The following is an 18588-nucleotide window of genomic DNA, read 5'->3' on the forward strand; positions in this document are numbered from 1 at the left end:
CGTGGTGTCCGCGAATCCAGTGAGCCGACTTCGGTTCACCCCCTTCGCTCGTCAGGCGAAACGCACTGTGAGCCTTTTGCCCACCGGCTTCGACTCGTCCTACTCGGCGGATCGGATCAGCACGGAAGCGATCGCTTCGAAAGATTCGACGCCCATCAGTTCTGCTGGTCGCGGAGTTCTCCCAGACGATCTCGACCGAGCCCAACTTCGAGCGGGCGAAAGACAGACGTTCGGGCGGCCCCTGCACCTCGACGGCCCGAAGAGGGCCTGAGATGCGTTCTGGGACCGCCCGAACGCCCGTACGTCTACCGAAACATCACTTCAACAGCGCGCGCGACATCACCAGACGCTGGATCTGGTTGGTGCCCTCGTAGATCTGGGTGATCTTCGCGTCGCGCATCATGCGCTCCACCGGGAAGTCGGTGGTGTAGCCGGCGCCGCCGAACAGCTGGACGGCGTTGGTGGTGACCTCCATGGCGACGTCGGAGGCGAAGCACTTGGCGGCGGCGGAGATGAAGCCGAGGTTCTGCTCGCCGCGCTCGGCGCGGGCGGCCGAGGTGTACACCATGAGGCGAGCGGCCTCGATCTTCATCGCCATGTCGGCGAGCATGAACTGGGTGTTCTGGAAGTCGGCGATCGACTTGCCGAACTGCTTGCGGTCCTTGGTGTAGGCGATGGCCGCGTCCAGCGCGCCCTGGGCCAGGCCGACGGCCTGCGCGCCGATGGTGGGGCGGGTGTGGTCGAGGGTCTGCAGCGCGGTCTTGAAGCCGGTGCCCGGCGCGCCGATCATGCGGTCACCCGGCACCCGGCAGTTCTCGAAGTACAGCTCGGCGGTGGGCGAGCCCTTGATGCCGAGCTTGTGCTCCAGCGGGCCGACCACGAAGCCCTCGTCGTCCTTGTGCACCATGAACGCCGAGATGCCGTTGGCGCCCTTCTCCGCGTCGGTCACCGCCATCACGGTGTACCAAGAAGACTTGCCGCCGTTGGTGATCCAGCACTTGGAGCCGTTGATGATCCAGTCGTCGCCCTCCTGCTTGGCCCGGGTGCGCATGCCGGCCGCGTCGGAGCCGGCCTCGCGCTCGGACAGCGCGTAGGAAGCCATCTCACCGTTGACGATGTCCGGCAGCACCTTCTGCTTCAGCTCCTCGGAGCCGTTCAGGATCAGGCCCATGGTGCCGAGCTTGTTGACGGCGGGGATCAGCGAGGACGACCCGCAGACGCGCGCGACCTCTTCGATCACGATGCAGGTGGCCACCGAATCCGCGCCCTGGCCGCTGTAGGCCTCGGGCACGTGCACCGCGTTGAAGCCGGAGGCGTTGAGCGCGGTCAGCGCCTCCTCCGGGAAGCGGGAGTTGCCGTCGACGTCCTTGGCGTGCGGAGCGATCTCCTTCTCCGCGAGAGCGCGGATCGCTTCGCGCAGCTCATCGTGGAAGTCCTCGAGCTTGAACAGGTCGAAATCGGGGTTTCCCGCCATCGGGCTTCACTCCTGGTCGTCGGGTGGTCGGCGCCGCTTTCCCTCGAACGAAAGCAGTGCGTCGGCACTCAGTGCCATCTCGCCGTCGAGTATACCCACATGAATGGCAGTCACGTGGGGGGATGATGTGGCACTCAGTGTCAGATCGGTCGCACTCCCGGTTCGGCTCACAGGGTACCGAGCTTGCGAACCAGCAGGTCCGTGATCTGCCTGGGCGGGGCGTCGCGCGGGAACACCGCGACGACCAGCTCGTCGGGATTCACGGCACGGCCCCTGCCGCGCGGGATCGCGGCCAGCTCCACCCGCAGGTCGGCAGCGCCCGCGTCCGACTCGCCGCGCACCATCCGGCGCAGCAGGTAGTTGTGCGTCGCGGTCACGGCGGCGGTGAACTGCACCCGTGCCAGATCGGGGGCGTCGGGCAGCCGCTCGCGCAGGTAGTCGGTGAACAACCGCTCGTAACGGAACACCGTGACGATCTCGCGCTCCCGCAGTGCGGGCACCCGCCGCACCACCTGATACCGCCGCGCCGCGATCTCCCGCCATTGCGTGAATCGTTCGAAGACCTGCACCACCGCCGCGCACACCGCCTCCCACGGGTCGTCGGCCGACGCGGCCAGGAACTCCGCCGCCTGCGCCAGCTGCGACTCGTGGTCGGCGAAGATCACGTCCTCTTTCGACCGGAACTGCCGGAAGAAGGTCCGGCGGGAGATGCCCGCCGCTTCCGCGATCTCGTCCACCGTCGTCGCCTCGTACCCCTTCTCGGCGAACAACCGCAGCGCCTGATCCACCACCGTCAGTCGAAAGTGCGCGGTGTCGTCGCCTCCCCGCGTTCGAGCGATATCCCCTGTAGTCACGACCTCACACCGTAGTCAGCGGCCGGGAGAGCGAGTCCCCGACACCGGAACGTTCGCGGTCGCCCGCTGTACCGGCATGGACTCCAGGCGGCAACAGCTGCCGGGATCACGCTCACGGATCGGCGGAGAACAGACAGTGGAACCGGGCCCCGGGTTCTCCCGACGCTCAGCAGGGCGACAGCTCACTCTGGGCCGGTAGCGGGTCGCCTCGACCGCCACAACGGGACTGGGACGTCGCCCCACACGAACGCACCGGCCAAGCCCGAACCGCAGCAATCGAACCTGTCCCGACCACCGTCTTCAGTGAAGAGAGCACCACCGTCGCATCCACCTGCCGGGACGGCGGCCTACGGCTATGGGACGTGCGGTGTCGTCGCCGCCCCGCAGGCTGCGCTCGCGCCTCGACGCTCCCGCCTGGTCGGCGCGATCGACGGGCCGCCCACCGAGGAACTCGGGCGAGGCCGGACCGGTCGACCGATGCCGAGAAGGGTTTGGGAGACGCAGTGCAGGGCCGTCAACCCGGCATCGGTCGGACGGCCCTCGGACTCGGCACCCGTCAGCGGCTCAGCGATGCCGGGGTGCCATCCGCCGGTGATGTGCGCAACCCCGCCGAGCCGGTGGCGGCGCGACGCGTACGCAGCCCGCTGACCAGGCACAGTGCGATGCCGAGCGTGAGCCAGGCCAGCAGGACCGCGATGGCGTGCGTAGCCCCGTGGCCGTCGAAGAAGGCGGTGGAGCGCAGCAACCGGCCACCAGCGCCGGGCGGCAGCGCCTGCCCGAGCGCGCCGGACCAGCCCGGCAGCATCTCGGGTGCGGTCGCCGTGCCCGAGAGCGGGTTGCCGACGAGCATCATCACCACGGCGCCGATCCCGATCCCGGCGTAGCCGAGCAGTGCCTCCAGCCCGAGCACGGTCAGCGCGGTGGCCGCGATGGACAAGCCGACGGCGCCGGTGTTGGCGAGGTAGGAACCGCTCAGCGAGCCGAGCCAGAACTGCAGGATCGCGGTCACGGCCAGGCCGCCGGTGAGCGCGAAGGCCAGCGCCCCGATGACGCGGCGGAATGTGCCGCGAACCAGCCGGGTCAGCAGCACCGCGGCCAGCAGACCACCCATGACCAGGGGCAAGGCGCCCGCGGACAAGCCCGCGCCACGCGGATCGTCGGCGGGCAGAGCGACGAGGTCGCGGACCGCCGTGCCGGGCTGCCCCGCCTGCGCCAGACCGGTCGCGACGCCCTGCAGGGTCTGGGCTACCGCGGGGCCTGCGGCGGAAGCGACGACGACCTGCGGGGCGCCGGAACTGAGATCGATGGCGCCGTACACCTTCCGGTCGCGGATGAGTTGCTCCGCCGCCGCTGTGTCGGCCGCCTCGCTGATCTCGAAGCCGCCGGGCAGGCGTTGATCGAGTGCGGTGCGCAGTTGCGCGACCGCGGGGCTCGGCCCCGCGACCGCGACCGGCACATCGTGGACCGACGATCGCACCGACGGCCAGGCGAAGGCGATGAGCAGCACGCTGACGAGCGCCGTGAGCAGCACGACTGCTCCGGCCACCGTCGGCCAGCGCGACGGAAACGGATCGGCGAGCGACGCCGGCGTGGTCATGTTTTCTCCTCGAGCAGTGGGGCCGACTCAGCGCAAGGTCAGCGGGGTTTCGGAGTCGATGTGGGTCAGTTTCTGCGGGTTGCGCACGTAGTAGATGCCGGTGATGCGGGTGTCCTCCACGCGCATCGCGAGAACCCCGTCGAGTTCCCCGTCCATGTGCAGCGCCAGCGCGGGGCTGCCGTTGACCGTGGTCGACTCGACGGAGAGCGCGACGTCGTTCTTGGTGAGGCCGCCGACGATGAAGCGGGCCACCTTGTCGGCGCCGAGGACCGGCCGTGGCGTGGCCTGCTTGATGCCGCCGCCGTCGCTGATGGCGACGACGTCGGGGGCGAGCACGTCGAGCAGACCCTGCACATCCCGCGTCTCGAGCGCGCGCCGGAACGCCTCGGCAGCCGCCTCGGCCTGGCGCGCGGTGACCGAGCGGCGGGGGCGGCGGGCGTCGACGTGGCGGCGGGCGCGGTGCGCGATCTGATGGACGGCAGCGGGTGTCTTGTCGACCGCGGCCGCGATCTCGTCGTAGCCGAATCCGAAGGCTTCGCGCAGCACGAACACTGCCCGTTCGGTCGGGGTCAACGTCTCGAGCACGAGCATCAGCGCCATCGACACGCTCTCGGCCAGTTCGACGTCGGCGGCCACGTCCGGGGTGGTGAGCAGCGGTTCCGGCAGCCACGAGCCCACGTATGCCTCCCTGCGGCGCTTCACCGAGCGCAACCGGTTGAGCGCTTGCCGGGTGGCGATCCGGACCAGGTAGGCGCGCGGCTCGGTGACGTGCGCCGCGTCCACTCCGACCCAGCGCAACCAGGTTTCCTGCAAGACGTCGTCGGCGTCGGCCGCCGATCCGAGCATCTCGTAGGCGACCGTGAAGAGAAGGTTGCGATGGGCGAGGAACGTATCGGTCGCACCGACCGTGGCATGGTCGCCGCTGTCGCGACGCCCGGCCTCGCGGTCGGCCGGCCGTTGGCCATCGGCGCCACTGGTTGGTTCCATGAGGTTCCTCTTCTGTAGACGTTCGATCCGGTTCGGGGAGGCACAAACCCAGCGCACACCGGATGCGCTCCCGCCCGGACGGATGCGGCAACGGCGGAACGACGCTGCCACATCCTGCGCAGTCGATGCGATCGCTGGGATAACTAAGTCGCCGGTTCGGCGACGACCGGCGCGCCGCCACGCTGCGCCTGCAACAGCTGCGGCCGGTGCTTGCCGTCCTTCGGCCAGTGGTGCGACCCGGGCTTGCGCGCTTCGTTCACCAGATGCTTGACGCTGGAGGCGCAGGCGAACTCCTTGAGCTTCGTGCCGGCGAGCCCGCTGAAGTACAGCGGCATCGCGGTGTCGTCCTTGCGGCCGAGCTGGAAGATCCCGGCATCCCGGCCGAAGCTGAGGCACATCGCGGGGAACGACAGGTCGACCGGCGCGGGCTGCGCACCCGCGATCCGGTTCAGCACCGTGTCGGCGGCATGGGCCCCGAGGCAGCCCGCGGCGTAGGCGCTCATCCGGAAAGGCAGGTCCGACGGCGCCGCCGAATCGCCCGCCGCGACGATGCGATCGTCGTCGACGCTGGTGAGCGTCTCATCGGTGAGCAGGCGGCCGGCGGTGTCGGTGCGCAGCCCGCTGCGGACGGCCAGATCGGGCACGCCGAAGCCCGCCGTCCAGATGGTGACCCGACTCGCCAACCTACGGCCGTCACCGAGCTCGACAGCCTCCGGTGTCACCGCCGTGACCGCCGCGTCAGGGCCTTCCACCAGGGTGACCCCCAGCTTGGCGAGGTATTTGCGGGCGGTACGCCGGGCCCGGGGGTGCAGGTACGGACCGACGACCGCGCCGCAGACCAACATGACGGCGCGGCCCTGTTCCGCCAGCTCCGCGGCAGTCTCGATACCGGTGGGCCCACCTCCGACGACCGTCACCGCCGCCGACAGGGGTGTGTCGTCGAGCACCGACCGCAGGCGCCGCGCCGCCTCCAAAGTGGCGATGGGGTAAGCGAACTCGTCCGCACCGGGCACCCGCGAAGCGGCGCTGCCGCTGCCCACCGCGTAGATCAGATAGTCGTAGCCGACCGCGCCCCCGTCGGCCAGCGTCACGCTGCGCTCCGCCGCGTCGATTCGGGTCACGCTGTCGACCACCAGCCGCACCCCCTCGGCCAGAACTTCCTGATAGTCGACCACTGCGTCATGGGTCCCGCCGACCAGCTGATGCAGCCGCAGCCGCGGAACGAACGCCGAGCGCGGATTGATCACCGTCACCCGCACATCCGCACGCTGGGTCAGGCGATTGGCCGCCATCACCCCGGCATATCCGCCGCCGATCACAACCACATCGATCTTCTCGCTCATGGTGTCTCCTTCGCTCCGAGAGGCTCGAGCACAAGACACCGCGGCTACGAACTTCCTGACACGTTGTGACACATATCACTTTCCCGAGTTGGCTCGCGGAATGCGGACGGCTGCATGCGAGCCTGTTTCGAATATTTCGAATGCTTCGTATACTTCGATAAGGAGGTGGTCAGTGTGGCAAACATTCGCGATGCGAAGCGTGCCGAACCGGGAGCGATCGATGCAGACGTTGCAGCTCGCGCAATGCGTCGGATCAAGGACTATCTGATGCGTCACCCCGGCGATCAGACCATTCAGGTCGCCCCTGAGCATCCAGGTGACGACGCTTTGGTGTTGCCTCGACAGGCCGTCAGCTTGTTGGCATTCATCCTCGCGCAGGCGGCGGAGGGACGCGGTGTCACCGTGGTGCCCTCCCATGCCGAACTCACCACGCAGCAGGCGGCAGACATGCTGAACGTGTCGCGACCTTACGTCGTGACCCTGTTGGAAACAGGCGAGATTCCCTTTCGCCGGGTAGGGCGCCATCGCAGGATCCGATACGACGACTTGAAGCAATACCAGCGGCGAGCCGAGGTCAAAAGCCGAGCCGCGATGGACGAATTGGCGCAACTCGGCCAGGACCTCGGCATCTGACCATGGCCTTCGGGTGATCGCACCCGCTACAGCGCAGCTTCCAGCTCAGCGCGATGCTCGGCGACCCATCGGTGCGCGGCGCGGATGCGAGCAGGCACACCCGCCGCACGCAGGCGGATCATGGCAGGATCGCCCGCCGTGGCAGCCGTCTCGATTCCGTTCCGGCAGCGCTCCTGCCACCACAGGACCGTGTCGATGAGTTCGTCGCGCTCATCGGATCCATACGCGTCACAGAGCAGGCGCAACAACGTGGCGGTTCCGAAAAGATCGCTGACACCAGGACCCAGATCGAGAAACTGCCAGCAGACATGCGCGAGATCGTGGATGCGGCGGCCGGGTGCCGCGAGGTCCCAGTCCAGGAACGCCACGGGCCACATACCGTCGTCGCGTTCCCGATAAACCGTGTTTCTCGGCGAAAGATCGTTGTGACAGACCACCTCGGTGCCCGCGGCAAGGTAGGTCCCCGCGGTCAGGTCGTGGAACTCGCGGATCAACTCCGCCACCCGAGCCAAGGCTGCACGGGAGCCGGTCGACGTCGAGAGGAGCCCATCGAGCGGCACATGCCCGTCGACGTAGGTGAGAATTTCGCGCCCTTGATCGTCCATCCCCAGCAAGCGCGGCGCGCCCGTCCAGCCGGACCGCTCGAACCAGTCGAGCAGTCCGTGCACGAACCGAGCATGCGCGGCCGGACGGCGGCGGACGGTGTGGCCGATCCGGACCACCGCGTTGACGGAGCCCCCATGCAGGGGGACCTCCCGCACCGTCTACCGCTCAGCCCAAGAGCTTGGTGCGCAGGGCGTCGTCCTTTTCCAGGACCATCTGCTCGAGACCTGCCTGGAACTGTTCCATGCGGGTGCGCAGGGCTTGATCGTGGGCGGCGAGGATGCGGGCGGCGAGCAGGCCCGCGTTGCGGGCGCCCCCGATGGAGACGGTGGCGACCGGCACGCCCGCGGGCATCTGGACGATGGACAGCAGCGAATCCATGCCGTCGAGGTACTTCAGCGGCACCGGCACGCCGATCACCGGCAGCGGCGTCGCGGAGGCGACCATGCCGGGCAGGTGGGCGGCGCCGCCCGCGCCGGCGATGATGACCTTCAATCCGCGATCCGCCGCCGACCGCGCGTAGTCGAGCATGCGCTGCGGAGTGCGGTGCGCCGAGACGACGCCCACCTCGAAGCGGATCCCGAACTCCGCCAGAGCCTCGGCGGCAGCCTCCATCGTCGGCCAGTCGGAGTCGCTGCCCATGATCAGGCCGACAGCCGGGGCGATGGCCAGTTCTTCACTCATGCGGATCCCATCCGTCGGTCCAAATCGCGTGCGACATCCAGTGCGCCGCCCGCTCGGCCTTCTCCCGGACCTCGGCCACGTCGTCGCCGAGGATATTGACGTGCCCGATCTTGCGGTCGGGTCGTTCCCCCTTGCCGTACAGGTGCACCTTCGCCTCCGGGATCCGGGCGAACAGGTGGTGCAGTCGCTCGTCCATCGACATCGCCGGGGCCTGCGGCGCGCCGAGGATGTTCGCCATCACGGTCACCGGGGCCAGCGGCGCGGTGTCACCGAGCGGATAGTCGAGCACGGCGCGCAGATGCTGTTCGAACTGCCCGGTGCGTGCGCCGTCCATCCCCCAGTGCCCGGAGTTGTGCGGGCGCATGGCCAGCTCGTTCACCAGCAGCTCGCCGTCGGTGGTCTCGAACAGCTCCACCGCCATGACGCCCACCACACCGAGCTCCCCGGCCAGGTTCAACGCCATGGTCTCCGCCGCCGCGGCCGTGTCCTCCGGCAGGCCGGGCGCGGGCGCGACGACCACCGCGCATTGGCCCTTGCGTTGCACCGTCTCCACCACCGGCCAGGTCGCCGCCTGCCCGAACGGCGAACGGGCCACCATCGCCGACAGTTCGCGCCGCAGGTCGATCTTCGCTTCCGCCAGCAGCCCGACGCCGCGCCCGAGCTGGTCGGCGACGATCGCCGCCGCCGCGTCGGCGGACTCGGGCATCCACACGCCACGCCCGTCGTACCCACCGCGCACCGCCTTCAGCACGATCCGCCAGCCGTGCTCGTCGCCGAACCGCACGGCGTCGTCGACCGCGTGCACCGCGGTGAACGCGGGCACGGGCAGCCCGAGTGCGCTCAGTTTGGTGCGCATCGCCAGCTTGTCCTGCGCGTAGACCAGCGCCTGCGGCGGCGGCTGCACGTTCACGCCCTCGGCGACCAGCGCCTCCAGGTGCTCGGTCGGCACGTGCTCGTGGTCGAAGGTCAGCGCGTGCGAGCCGACCGCCGCCTTGCGCAGCGCGGTCAGGTCGGTGTGGCTGCCGAGCACCACCTCGGGACTGACCTGCGCGGCCGGATCGTCGGGGTTCTCGGCGAGCACGCGCAGCCGCTGGCCCAGCGCGATCGCCGCTTGATGGGTCATGCGCGCCAACTGACCGCCACCGATCATGGTGACGGTGGGCATGGCCGATGGATCGAAGGAACGTGCGCTCACGTCGGACAATATTGTCATGTCCGGCGCGAATGATCGGTACCGGTACACTCCGGTCTTGTGTCATTCGTCGACGACGTGGTCAGCGTCCTCCCCAAGCCGCTGCAAGATATCGCGTACCGGCATCGGGAATTGATCAAGTTCGCGATCGTCGGCGCGACCACGTTCGTGATCGACAGCGGCATCTTCTACATGCTGAAGTGGACGGTGCTCGCGGAGAAACCGGTGACGGCCAAGATCATCTCCGGCGTCATCGCCGTGATCGCGTCCTACATCCTGAACCGGGAATGGTCGTTCAAGAATCGCGGCGGACGGGAACGGCATCACGAAGCGCTGTTGTTCTTCGCCGTCAGCGGGGTCGGCGTGGTGCTGGCCTTCACGCCGCTGTGGATTTCCAGTTATGTCTTCGACCTGCGTCAGCCCAATGTGAGTTTCACCGTCGAGAACATCGCCGACTTCATCAGCGCCTTCATCATCGGCAATCTGCTGCAGATGGCCTTCCGTTTCTGGGCGATGCGCCGCTGGGTCTTCCCGGACGAAATGAGCGAACTCGAAGCGGAATTCGTGGATCTCGTGGAAGAGGAACTCGGCCGCGGCTGAGTCACCGCGGCTCGGGCGCCACGGCGTTGGCCGGGCGACCCTTCGCGGACCCGAGGAACACCGCGAACAGCGCCGGCCTGCGCCGCTGCAATTCCAATCGCCCACCGTCCGCTTCGACCAGCGCCCTCGCCAGCGCGAGCCCGACGCCGGTGGAACCGCCCGCGGAGAAGCCCCGGTCGAAGATGTGCGGGGCCAGTTCGTCACGCACCCCGTGCCCCTCGTCGGCGACCTCTACACAGACCAGCGGCTCGCGATCGGCGCCCGGCCGCACCGAACGCACCGACACCGTGCAGGTGCCGCCGCCGTGCATCAGCGCGTTGTCCACCAGCACCGCCACCGCCTCGCGCAGCCGCGAGCCCGTGATCGGGGCGCGCAGCGACTCGTCGCCGGTGAGCGTCAGCGTCCGGCCCGCCTCGGTGAACGGGTGGGTCCATTCGGCGACCACGCCGCGCAACTCGTCCATCACGGGCAGCGGATCGCGATCGGCCGCGTCCTCGTCGCGGGAGGCCCGGACCAGGTCGTCGATCGCGTCGGTGAGCCGGTCGACCTGGGCCATGGCTTCCTCGGCCTCGTGCACCACCTCCGGGTCTGGATGCGCGGACAACTCGTCCAGCCGCAACCGCACGGCAGTCAGCCTGCTGCGCAGCTGATGCGACACGTCCGCCACCAGGGCGTGTTCGCGCTGGAGTCGTCCGGCGATCTCCACGGTGGCCGAGTCGAGCACGTCGGAGACGCGATCCAGCTCCGCGATGCCGTGCCTGCGCGGATCGGCCCGGAAGTCCCCCATCGCCAGCCGCGCCGCACGCGCCGCGACGTCCCGCAGCGGATCGGCCACCCGCCGGGCGGTGACCACCGCGACCGACACCGCCGCGCCGAGCGAGGCGAGCACCGCCAACGCGACCACCGCGACGGCTTGGCGCTGCATGGCGTGCATCGGCGCCGAGGGCACCTCCAAGCGCAGCGACGCGGACTTGCCCATCGACAGCGACTCGACCAGCGGATCGGGCACCTCGGCCACACCGACGTCGCGCCGGGAGGCGTTGTCCTGTTGCGACGGATAGACGATGGTGAGCCTGCCGTTCTCGGGCACCAACGGCGCGACCGACCGGATGTCCAGCTCGCCGGACACCGTGCCGTCGCGTTCCTGCGCGATGATCTCCGTGGCGATCCGGTCCAGCCGGTTCTGCAGGTCGTTGCGCGTGATGTCCTCCACCCACAACCACGCCGTATAGATGAGCGGCACGCCGAGCACCACCGTGGTGAGGGTCAGCACGGTGAGCATGGAACGCAGGATCCGGCGGCGCACGTCAGTCGGTGTTCAGCCGGAATCCGACGCCGCGGACGGTGACGATGCGCCGTTCGGCCATGGGGCCCTCGTCACCGATCTTGCGGCGCAGCCAGGACATGTGCATGTCCAGCGTCTTGGAACCACGCAGTTCCGCGTCGCCCCAGACCTCGCGCAGGATGGTCTCGCGCGGCACCACCTGACCAGCCCGGTCGATCAGCACCTTGAGCAGTTCGTATTCCTTATTGGCCAAACCGATTTCGACGCCGTTGACCAGCACGCGCCGCGCGGCGGGCTCCAGGCGGATGCCGCCGACCTCCACCGTGTCGTCGCCGATCCCGCTGCGCCGCAACAGCGCTCGCACCCGGGCGAGCAGCTCGGCGAGCCGGAACGGCTTGCCGACGTAGTCGTCGGCGCCGGCGTCCAGTCCCACCACGAAATCCACCTCGTCGGTGCGCGCGGTCAGCATCAGCACGGCCAGGTCAGCCCCGCGGGCGCGCACCTGGCGGCACACCTCGAGCCCGTCCATGCCGGGCAGGCCGAGGTCGAGAATGAGCAGGTCGTGGCCGCCTTCCAGAGCTCGCTGCAGCACGGCGGGGCCGAAACTCTCGACGGTGACCGAGTAGCCCTCGCGGCCGAGCGCGCGCGACAGCGGGGCGGCGATGGCGTCGTCGTCCTCGGCCAGCAGTACAGCGGTCATACGCCCAGGTTACGGGCTCACCGGTAGCTGCGACGGTCGTCCCGGCGCTCGTCCCAGCCGTCGCGATGGCGTTCGACCTCGAACACCTGGTGGTACAGCAGCGCGTGCACCTGCTGGACCGACGGGATGTCGTCGTACTCCAGCGGCTCCGAGGAGGACGACTCGATGATCAACGTCCCGGTGCCGAGCAGCCGGTCGAACAGCCCGTGCCGAAACTGCACACTGGAGATCCGGCTCATCGGGATATCGATGCCGGTGTGGGTGAGCACGCCTTGCCGCACCAGCACCCGCCGGTCGGTGACGATGAAATGGGTCGATTTCCAGCTGACAATCGGTGCGACACAACGCCATAGCAAAATCGCCGCATACACCACGAGCACCGTGATGAGCAGCGCCGAACCGGTGGTGCCGGTGGCCTTTTGCGAAACGAGTCCCCCGGTGAAACCGGCGAGCGCCGTGGCAACGATAAGTGTCACGATCGGCCAGAAGAGCATTTTCCAATGCGGGTGGCGATGCAGCAGCAACCGTTCGTCGGGTGCCAGCACATCCTCGGGATAACCCATGTCAGGAACATTACCGCGTGAAGATCCCGGAACGACCGACACCGCAGCGCGTCATGCTGCACAATCGGCAGCCTGCGTGTGACGATTCCGCGCAGTGGCTCTCTGTATCGCGCAACGCCCGGCTCACCATCACCGCCGATCCGACCGTGGAGGAACGCGTGACCAAAGACCTGACCCCGCTGCAGATCCTGACCGAACTCGAACCCGTCGCCGAGCAGAACGTGCACCGGCACCTCGCCATGGCGAAAGACTGGAATCCGCACGATTACGTGCCGTGGAGCCAAGGCCGCAACTTCGCCGCCCTGGGCGGCGTGGACTGGGAGCCGGAGCAATCGCGCCTCAGCGAAGTCGCCCGGGTCGCCATGATCACCAACCTGCTCACCGAGGACAACCTGCCCTCCTACCATCGAGAGATCGCGCTGAACTTCTCCGAGGACGGCGCGTGGGGCACCTGGGTCGACCGCTGGACCGCGGAGGAGAACCGCCATGGCATCGCCATGCGGGACTACCTGGTCGTCACCCGAGCCGTCGATCCGGTCGCCCTGGAAGAGGCGCGGATGATCCACATGAGCACCGGCGTCCAGTCGCCGCAGGGGTGGGGCGGGTTCCTGGCGAGCGTCGCCTATGTCACCTTCCAGGAGCTGGCCACCCGTGTCTCGCACCGCAATACGGGCAAGGCGTGCGACGACGCCGTCGCCGACCGCCTGCTCCAGCGCATCGCCGCCGACGAGAACCTGCACATGATCTTCTATCGCTCGGTGTGCGGGGCCGCGCTGGACCTGGTGCCCGATCAGGCCATGCCCGCGATCACCAGAATCATCACGAATTTCCTGATGCCAGGCGCCGGGATGCCCAACTTCCGCCGTTACGGCGTCCTGATGGCCAAGCACGGCATCTACGACCTGCGCCAGCATCTGGAGGAGGTCGTCGAGCCGGTGCTCAAGCAGTGGAACGTCTTCGAACGCTCGGATTTCGGGCCGCGCGGCGAGCAGGCGCGCGACGAACTGGGCGAATTCGTGGAGAAGCTCGGCAAGAACGTGATCAAGTTCGAGGAGCAGCGCGACCGGGCACTGGCCCGGGAAGCCGCGCGCGGGGTCGGCGAGTCCATCCGAGGCCCGGAACCGAGCCGATCACGCCCCTCGGTACCGGCCGAGCACGCCGCTCGGTAGCCGGGGCCGAGCACGCCGCTCAGTACCGGGCGCGCAGATGCGTGACGTCGCCCGCGGACACCGCCTGGTCGCCGATGAGCAGGCGGCCGTAGTCGTCGACGCCCGCGGCGACGCCGGTCAGCGTCCGGCCACCGGGTAGCTCGGCGCGGACCTCGGTGCCGATCGTGGCGCACCGCTCGCGGTAGGCGGCGGCGAGCTCGTCGGTCGACCAGTCCGCGTCGCGCCACGCGGTGAAGCGACGGACGAATTCGATCAGAAGAGATCGCACGAGCACCGTGCGATCGGTCTCCCGCGCGCCCGCGATGGTCAGCGACGTGGCGTGCGGCACCGGCAGTTCGTCCTCGGTGAGACTCACGTTCAGCCCGAGCCCGATCACTACGGCGGGCGCGCCACCGCTCGATGCCACCTCGGCCAGAATGCCTGCCACCTTGCGGCCCTCGATCAGCACGTCGTTGGGCCATTTGAGTTCCGCGGGCACGCCCGCCGTGGCCCGCAGCGCGTCCACCACGGCGACGCCGGTCAGCAGAGCCAGCCAGGCCAGCGAGGCGGGCCCGATCCCCGGCAACCGCACCAGCAGCGACATCGCCAGTTGCGCCCGGGGCGGGCTGACCCAGGGCCGCGCGTGCCTGCCCCGGCCCTGCACCTGTGTCTCCGCCAGCAGAACCACGCGGTCGGCGTCCGGATCCGCCGCCCGCGCGATCAGATCCGCGTTCGTGGACCCGGTCGACTCGACCACATCGATCCGCGAGAAGAACGACAGCTCGGGCGAGTCGACGGCACTGCGCCGCAACTGCTCTGCATCCAACGGTGGCCTCTGCACACCGGCAGGCTACTCGCCGTGCGGGCACTACCCGACCAGGTCGTAGCCGGCAAGGATCGGGTCGCGCGCCGCCGCACCCACGCGGTCGGCGTCCTCCCGCTCGCCTTCGGCGGTCTCGGCCCAGCACTCCGGTTCGCCGAACTTCGGCGCCGTTTCGGCGGTTCGCGTCCACGCCGCGGCGGCGGCGTATTCGGCGAATGTTCTACCCCATTCCCACATGACGCGCTCCTCCCCTGAGCCCGGAAATCATTCGCCCTCAGGCTATCCGGATCCCGTCGGCGGGTGATACTCATTTTTCGCCTTCCCGACCCTGCTACCGACCAGGAAGTTTGCCTGGGAAAATTGATCTAGCTGCGGTTTTTACTCACCGGTAGGCCCCGTCTGGGTTAGAAGGAAGCACTGGTACTGGTTACACTCCGAAGCCATGACGAGTGTCCAGCAGCAGCCCGCATCAGGTCCGGCGGGCTCCCCCGATATCCACACCACCGCTGGGAAGCTGGCTGACCTGCGGAATCGGCTGGAAGAGGCCAAGCACCCGATGGGCGAGGCCGCGGTCGACAAGGTGCACGCGAAGGGCAAGATGACCGCCCGCGAGCGCATCCTCGCCCTGCTGGACGAAGGCTCCTTCGTCGAACTCGACGCCCTGGCCCGCCACCGCAGCGTCAACTTCGGACTGGAGAACAACCGGCCGCTCGGCGACGGCGTGGTGACCGGTTACGGCACCATCGACGGCCGCGACGTCTGCATCTTCAGCCAGGACGTCACGGTGTTCGGCGGCAGCCTCGGCGAGGTCTACGGCGAGAAGATCGTCAAGGTGATGGATCTGGCCCTGAAGACCGGCCGCCCGCTGATCGGCATCAACGAGGGCGCGGGCGCGCGCATCCAGGAAGGCGTGGTCTCGCTCGGTCTCTACGGCGAGATCTTCCACCGCAACATCCAGGCCTCGGGTGTGATCCCGCAGATCTCGCTGATCATGGGCCCGGCCGCGGGCGGTCACGTGTACTCCCCCGCGCTCACCGACTTCGTCGTGATGGTCGACGGCACCAGCCAGATGTTCGTCACCGGCCCGGACGTCATCAAGACGGTCACCGGCGAGGACGTCACCATGGAGGACCTGGGCGGCGCGCACACGCACATGACCAAGTCCGGCGTCGCGCACTACGTCGCCTCCGGCGAGCAGGACGCCCTGGACTACGTCAAGGATCTGCTGTCCTACCTGCCGAGCAACAACCGCGCCGAGGCGCCGCGGTTCCCGGCCACCGACCCGATCGACGGCGCCATCGAGGACTCGCTCACCGACGAGGACCTCGAGCTGGACTCGATCATCCCGGACTCGCCGAACCAGCCCTATGACATGCACGAGGTGATCCGTCGCCTGCTCGACGACGACGAGTTCCTCGAGGTGCAGGCCGAGCGCGCGATGAACATCATCGTCGGCTTCGGCCGGGTCGACGGCCGCAGCGTGGGCATCGTGGCCAACCAGCCGACCCAGTACGCGGGCTGCCTGGACATCGACGCCTCGGAGAAGGCCGCGCGCTTCGTGCGCACCTGCGACGCGTTCAACATCCCGATCATCACCCTGGTCGACGTGCCCGGCTTCCTGCCCGGCACCGGCCAGGAATACAACGGCATCATCCGGCGCGGCGCGAAGCTGCTCTACGCCTACGGTGAGGCCACTGTGGGCAAAATCACCATCATCACCCGCAAGGCCTACGGCGGCGCCTACGACGTCATGGGTTCCAAGCACATGGGCGCCGACGTGAACCTCGCCTGGCCCACCGCGCAGATCGCCGTCATGGGCGCGTCGGGCGCCGTCGGATTCGTCTACCGCAAGCAACTCCAGCAAGCCGCCAAGGACGGCGGAGACGTCGATGCGCTGCGGCTCGAGCTCCAGAACGAGTACGAGGACACGCTCGTGAACCCGTACGTCGCCGCCGAGCGCGGCTATGTGGACGCGGTCATTCCGCCGTCGCACACCCGCGGCCAGATCGTGTCCGCGCTGCGACTGCTCGAACGCAAGATGGTGACCCTGCCGCCGAAGAAACACGGCAACATCCCGCTGTGATCGAGCGATACCCTCGATAGGCCGCGCGCAAAGGGTGGCATCGATCTCGGTAACACTTACTCTGGCGGGTACCGGCTTGTTGCAGAGAGGCAATGAGTGCGTCCGAGGACGGTTGCTTCATCCATAACTTGTCGGAAAACGGGAACAGCCTGATCAGTTCCGCTGATAAGGGCGAAGAGAGGACCTGGCACTGTGACGACCGTGGCAGAAGAAGATGTGTTGAGCGCCGTCGAACTGGATCTCACAGTCGACCCGATCGCTGACGAGGCCGGTGCGTCCACCGGTTCGACCGCGACAGCGCAATCCGCCGAGGCCACCCCGGAGCCGTTCTTCCGTGTCGTGAAGGGCTCGCCGACCGATGAGGAGCTCGCCGCGCTGGTGTGCGTGCTGTCCGCCGCCGCGACCAGCGCCGCGCCCGCCGGGCCCGCCGGTCCGCCCGACCTGTGGGGCCATCCCACGCTGATGCACCGCGGCACTTCGCCGTTCTCCCCCCACTCCTTCCCGCACCTGTCCCACCTGCGCGGGTGACGCGGCTGATCCTGGCTTCCGCGTCCCCGGCCCGCCGGGAGGTTCTCCGCGCGGCGGGCATCGACCCGATCGTCCGGGTCTCCGCCGTGGACGAGGACGCGGTCGCCGCCGCCCTGCCCGAGGGCACGCCGCCCCAGGGGGTCGTGGTGGAGCTGGCACGCGCCAAAGCCGCCGCCGTGGCGGCCGCGATCCCGGAATTCGCCGCCGATTGCGTTGTGGTGGCCTGCGACTCGATGCTGCTCGTGGACGGCGAGCTGCAGGGCAAACCGCACACCCCCGAGGTGGCTCGCGCCCGCTGGGGCGCCATGGCCGGACGTAGCGCCGACCTGGTCACCGGCCACTGCGTGGTGCGGATGCGGGATGGCCATATCACCGCCGAGGCGGTCGACTGCAGCAGCACCACCGTGCATTTCGCCAAGCCGGAGCCGGACGAGCTGGACGCCTACATCGCGACCGGTGAGCCGCTCCAGGTGGCGGGCGCGTTCACCCTCGACGGGCTCGGCGGCTGGTTCGTCGATCGCATCGATGGCGACCCGTCCAGCGTCATCGGGATCGGGCTACCACTGCTGCGCCGACTGCTTGGCGATGTTGGGATCGGCGTTACGCAACTGTGGGGCCACACGGCCTGACGGCGCGGTCAACGCCTCGGCGTCGCCGCCGGGGGGTACCGTCGCCGTCTGCTGGGCCTCGGCGCGCTGGGCCGCGATGAGTTCCAGCCGGGCCACGCACAGCTCCGGCTCGACGAACGGATGCATCCGCACGTCGATCGAGCCCTGCGCGCCGCCCCGGTCGAGCAGCTCTTCGAGCAGACCGAGGTGCACGCCGCAGACCACTTCGGAGTGCGTCCGCGCGAGTTCGCGCAACGGGCATGCCGTCAGCCGGATCAGCGCCGTGCCCTCGGTCTCCTGCGACGAGTCGCGCTCCGGGGCGAAACCCAGTTCCGACATCAGCGTCATCGTGAGGTCCTTGGCGTCCTCCAGCGACTCCACCCGGTGGTCGCCGACATCGAGCCGGCCGCCCCAGGCGCGGCCGGCCGCGACCGCGGCCTCCGACCTGCGCCGCGAGTCCGGGCCGAGCTGGTCGGCGAGCACCTGCGCCAGATCCTGGTAGCCGACCGATCGCTGCACCGCGCTGTATCCGATGCGCGGACGCCCGCGCCCGCGCGGCGGCTGCTGGAACTGCCGGACGAGGGATTCTCTGGTGAGCACATCGAGGTGGAACCGGACCGTGGTGACGTGCTGTCCGGTGATTCTGGCCAGTTCCTGGGCGTCGAGAGGCTCGCTGGCGCCACGTAGGATCGCGAGCAGTCGCCGCCGCGGCCAAGAATCGGACATAGCTCACCCCTCCTCCCGGGAGACTTTATCGGATGTAGGTGCCCTTTATTCGGCCCTCATCCGATTTGTGATCTGAAACGAGAGTCACTGCCGCCTCACACCTACGATCGCTGTGAGGCCTCGAACCGCTGCCACCACCGTCCACCCATGCGTGAAG

Annotated in this window: 20 protein-coding genes; 6 read left to right on the top strand and 14 right to left on the bottom strand. The window is 68.7% G+C overall.

Features of this window, described 5'->3' with window-relative positions; genetic code table 11:
- Window positions 1-316 precede the first annotated feature (316 nt).
- The 5 genes from ACWEKR_RS31435 to ACWEKR_RS31455 form a co-directional block, all read right to left on the bottom strand.
- Window positions 317-1474 carry an acyl-CoA dehydrogenase gene (locus ACWEKR_RS31435; RefSeq protein WP_195088219.1) on the bottom strand — a complete coding sequence of 386 codons (1158 nt, stop codon included), beginning with the start codon at window positions 1472-1474 and terminating at the stop codon, window positions 317-319.
- A gap of 167 nt (window positions 1475-1641) precedes the next feature.
- Entirely contained in the window at window positions 1642-2328 is a 687-nt protein-coding gene (locus tag ACWEKR_RS31440) for a TetR family transcriptional regulator (RefSeq protein WP_195088217.1), read from the bottom strand.
- Between the two features lie 556 nt (window positions 2329-2884).
- Window positions 2885-3925, bottom strand: a complete 1041-nt coding sequence (locus ACWEKR_RS31445; RefSeq protein ID WP_452357553.1) for an ABC transporter permease — start codon at window positions 3923-3925, stop codon at window positions 2885-2887.
- A gap of 27 nt (window positions 3926-3952) precedes the next feature.
- Entirely contained in the window at window positions 3953-4912 is a 960-nt protein-coding gene (locus ACWEKR_RS31450; protein ID WP_452357554.1) for an RNA polymerase sigma-70 factor, read from the bottom strand.
- 143 nt (window positions 4913-5055) lie between these two features.
- Window positions 5056-6255, bottom strand: coding sequence for an NAD(P)/FAD-dependent oxidoreductase (locus tag ACWEKR_RS31455; RefSeq protein ID WP_452357555.1), 1200 nt, complete (start codon window positions 6253-6255; stop codon window positions 5056-5058).
- 174 nt (window positions 6256-6429) lie between these two features.
- Here ACWEKR_RS31455 and ACWEKR_RS31460 point away from each other — a divergent pair, with 174 nt between their 5' ends.
- Window positions 6430-6888, top strand: coding sequence for an excisionase family DNA-binding protein (locus ACWEKR_RS31460; RefSeq protein ID WP_452357556.1), 459 nt, complete (start codon window positions 6430-6432; stop codon window positions 6886-6888).
- A 26-nt stretch (window positions 6889-6914) separates the two neighbouring features.
- Here the strand turns inward: ACWEKR_RS31460 and ACWEKR_RS31465 are convergent, their stop codons facing one another.
- The 3 genes from ACWEKR_RS31465 to ACWEKR_RS31475 form a co-directional block, all read right to left on the bottom strand.
- Window positions 6915-7556 carry a phosphotransferase gene (locus tag ACWEKR_RS31465; protein WP_452357557.1) on the bottom strand — a complete coding sequence of 214 codons (642 nt, stop codon included), beginning with the start codon at window positions 7554-7556 and terminating at the stop codon, window positions 6915-6917.
- Between the two features lie 103 nt (window positions 7557-7659).
- The gene (gene purE / locus ACWEKR_RS31470; RefSeq protein ID WP_452357558.1) at window positions 7660-8175 is read right to left on the bottom strand and encodes a 5-(carboxyamino)imidazole ribonucleotide mutase; all 516 of its coding nucleotides are present in this window, start codon (window positions 8173-8175) and stop codon (window positions 7660-7662) included.
- Complete coding sequence (locus tag ACWEKR_RS31475; protein WP_452357559.1) at window positions 8168-9388, bottom strand: 5-(carboxyamino)imidazole ribonucleotide synthase; 1221 nt, start codon at window positions 9386-9388, stop codon at window positions 8168-8170. The genes purE and ACWEKR_RS31475 overlap by 8 nt, the downstream gene beginning before the upstream one ends.
- A 39-nt stretch (window positions 9389-9427) precedes the next feature.
- Between ACWEKR_RS31475 and ACWEKR_RS31480 the strand changes: the two genes are divergently transcribed.
- On the top strand, window positions 9428-9967 hold the full coding sequence (locus ACWEKR_RS31480; protein ID WP_350356349.1) for a GtrA family protein: 540 nt from the start codon (window positions 9428-9430) through the stop codon (window positions 9965-9967).
- Between the two features lies 1 nt (window position 9968).
- On the opposite strand, the gene ACWEKR_RS31485 is transcribed toward ACWEKR_RS31480, so the two are convergent.
- From ACWEKR_RS31485 to ACWEKR_RS31495, 3 genes are read right to left on the bottom strand one after another with little or no spacing between them, the layout of a single operon-like run.
- The gene (locus tag ACWEKR_RS31485; protein WP_452357560.1) at window positions 9969-11273 is read right to left on the bottom strand and encodes a sensor histidine kinase; all 1305 of its coding nucleotides are present in this window, start codon (window positions 11271-11273) and stop codon (window positions 9969-9971) included.
- A 1-nt stretch (window position 11274) separates the two neighbouring features.
- On the bottom strand, window positions 11275-11952 hold the full coding sequence (locus tag ACWEKR_RS31490; RefSeq protein ID WP_039796233.1) for a response regulator transcription factor: 678 nt from the start codon (window positions 11950-11952) through the stop codon (window positions 11275-11277).
- Window positions 11953-11969: 17 nt separating this feature from the next.
- Window positions 11970-12515: a PH domain-containing protein gene (locus ACWEKR_RS31495; RefSeq protein WP_452357576.1), complete on the bottom strand. Its 546-nt coding sequence runs from the start codon at window positions 12513-12515 to the stop codon at window positions 11970-11972.
- 158 nt (window positions 12516-12673) lie between these two features.
- Here ACWEKR_RS31495 and ACWEKR_RS31500 point away from each other — a divergent pair, with 158 nt between their 5' ends.
- Complete coding sequence (locus tag ACWEKR_RS31500; protein WP_452357577.1) at window positions 12674-13684, top strand: acyl-ACP desaturase; 1011 nt, start codon at window positions 12674-12676, stop codon at window positions 13682-13684.
- A 19-nt stretch (window positions 13685-13703) separates the two neighbouring features.
- On the opposite strand, the gene ACWEKR_RS31505 is transcribed toward ACWEKR_RS31500, so the two are convergent.
- A complete protein-coding gene (locus tag ACWEKR_RS31505; RefSeq protein WP_452357561.1) occupies window positions 13704-14504 on the bottom strand; it encodes a biotin--[acetyl-CoA-carboxylase] ligase in 801 nt (266 codons plus the stop codon).
- Window positions 14505-14531: 27 nt separating this feature from the next.
- Window positions 14532-14723, bottom strand: coding sequence for a hypothetical protein (locus tag ACWEKR_RS31510; protein ID WP_452357562.1), 192 nt, complete (start codon window positions 14721-14723; stop codon window positions 14532-14534).
- Between the two features lie 205 nt (window positions 14724-14928).
- On the opposite strand from ACWEKR_RS31510, the gene ACWEKR_RS31515 reads away from it, so the two are divergent.
- The 3 genes from ACWEKR_RS31515 to ACWEKR_RS31525 all read left to right on the top strand — a co-directional run bounded on the left by ACWEKR_RS31515 (window position 14929) and on the right by ACWEKR_RS31525 (window position 17726).
- Window positions 14929-16569: an acyl-CoA carboxylase subunit beta gene (locus ACWEKR_RS31515; protein WP_452357563.1), complete on the top strand. Its 1641-nt coding sequence runs from the start codon at window positions 14929-14931 to the stop codon at window positions 16567-16569.
- A 201-nt stretch (window positions 16570-16770) separates the two neighbouring features.
- Window positions 16771-17097: an acyl-CoA carboxylase subunit epsilon gene (locus tag ACWEKR_RS31520; protein WP_452357564.1), complete on the top strand. Its 327-nt coding sequence runs from the start codon at window positions 16771-16773 to the stop codon at window positions 17095-17097.
- A complete protein-coding gene (locus ACWEKR_RS31525; protein ID WP_452357565.1) occupies window positions 17094-17726 on the top strand; it encodes a nucleoside triphosphate pyrophosphatase in 633 nt (210 codons plus the stop codon). The genes ACWEKR_RS31520 and ACWEKR_RS31525 overlap by 4 nt, the downstream gene beginning before the upstream one ends.
- Here the strand turns inward: ACWEKR_RS31525 and ACWEKR_RS31530 are convergent.
- Window positions 17655-18431 carry a helix-turn-helix transcriptional regulator gene (locus ACWEKR_RS31530; protein WP_452357566.1) on the bottom strand — a complete coding sequence of 259 codons (777 nt, stop codon included), beginning with the start codon at window positions 18429-18431 and terminating at the stop codon, window positions 17655-17657. The two genes, ACWEKR_RS31525 and ACWEKR_RS31530, sit on opposite strands and share 72 nt — an antisense overlap.
- Window positions 18432-18588 lie beyond the last annotated feature (157 nt).

Source organism: Nocardia sp. NPDC004573 (assembly GCF_053602135.1).

What these genes read in the sequence shown, in the direction of transcription:
- ACWEKR_RS31435 (WP_195088219.1), bottom strand. Translation starts at nt 1,474, where the DNA reads ATGGCGGGAAACCCCGATTTCGACCTGTTCAAGCTCGAGGACTTCCAC.
- ACWEKR_RS31445 (WP_452357553.1), bottom strand. Translation starts at nt 3,925, where the DNA reads ATGACCACGCCGGCGTCGCTCGCCGATCCGTTTCCGTCGCGCTGGCCG.
- ACWEKR_RS31450 (WP_452357554.1), bottom strand. Translation starts at nt 4,912, where the DNA reads ATGGAACCAACCAGTGGCGCCGATGGCCAACGGCCGGCCGACCGCGAG.
- ACWEKR_RS31455 (WP_452357555.1), bottom strand. Translation starts at nt 6,255, where the DNA reads ATGAGCGAGAAGATCGATGTGGTTGTGATCGGCGGCGGATATGCCGGG.
- purE (WP_452357558.1), bottom strand. Translation starts at nt 8,175, where the DNA reads ATGAGTGAAGAACTGGCCATCGCCCCGGCTGTCGGCCTGATCATGGGC.
- ACWEKR_RS31475 (WP_452357559.1), bottom strand. Translation starts at nt 9,388, where the DNA reads ATGACAATATTGTCCGACGTGAGCGCACGTTCCTTCGATCCATCGGCC.
- ACWEKR_RS31490 (WP_039796233.1), bottom strand. Translation starts at nt 11,952, where the DNA reads ATGACCGCTGTACTGCTGGCCGAGGACGACGACGCCATCGCCGCCCCG.
- ACWEKR_RS31495 (WP_452357576.1), bottom strand. Translation starts at nt 12,515, where the DNA reads ATGGGTTATCCCGAGGATGTGCTGGCACCCGACGAACGGTTGCTGCTG.
- ACWEKR_RS31510 (WP_452357562.1), bottom strand. Translation starts at nt 14,723, where the DNA reads ATGTGGGAATGGGGTAGAACATTCGCCGAATACGCCGCCGCCGCGGCG.
- ACWEKR_RS31515 (WP_452357563.1), top strand. Translation starts at nt 14,929, where the DNA reads ATGACGAGTGTCCAGCAGCAGCCCGCATCAGGTCCGGCGGGCTCCCCC.
- ACWEKR_RS31530 (WP_452357566.1), bottom strand. Translation starts at nt 18,431, where the DNA reads ATGTCCGATTCTTGGCCGCGGCGGCGACTGCTCGCGATCCTACGTGGC.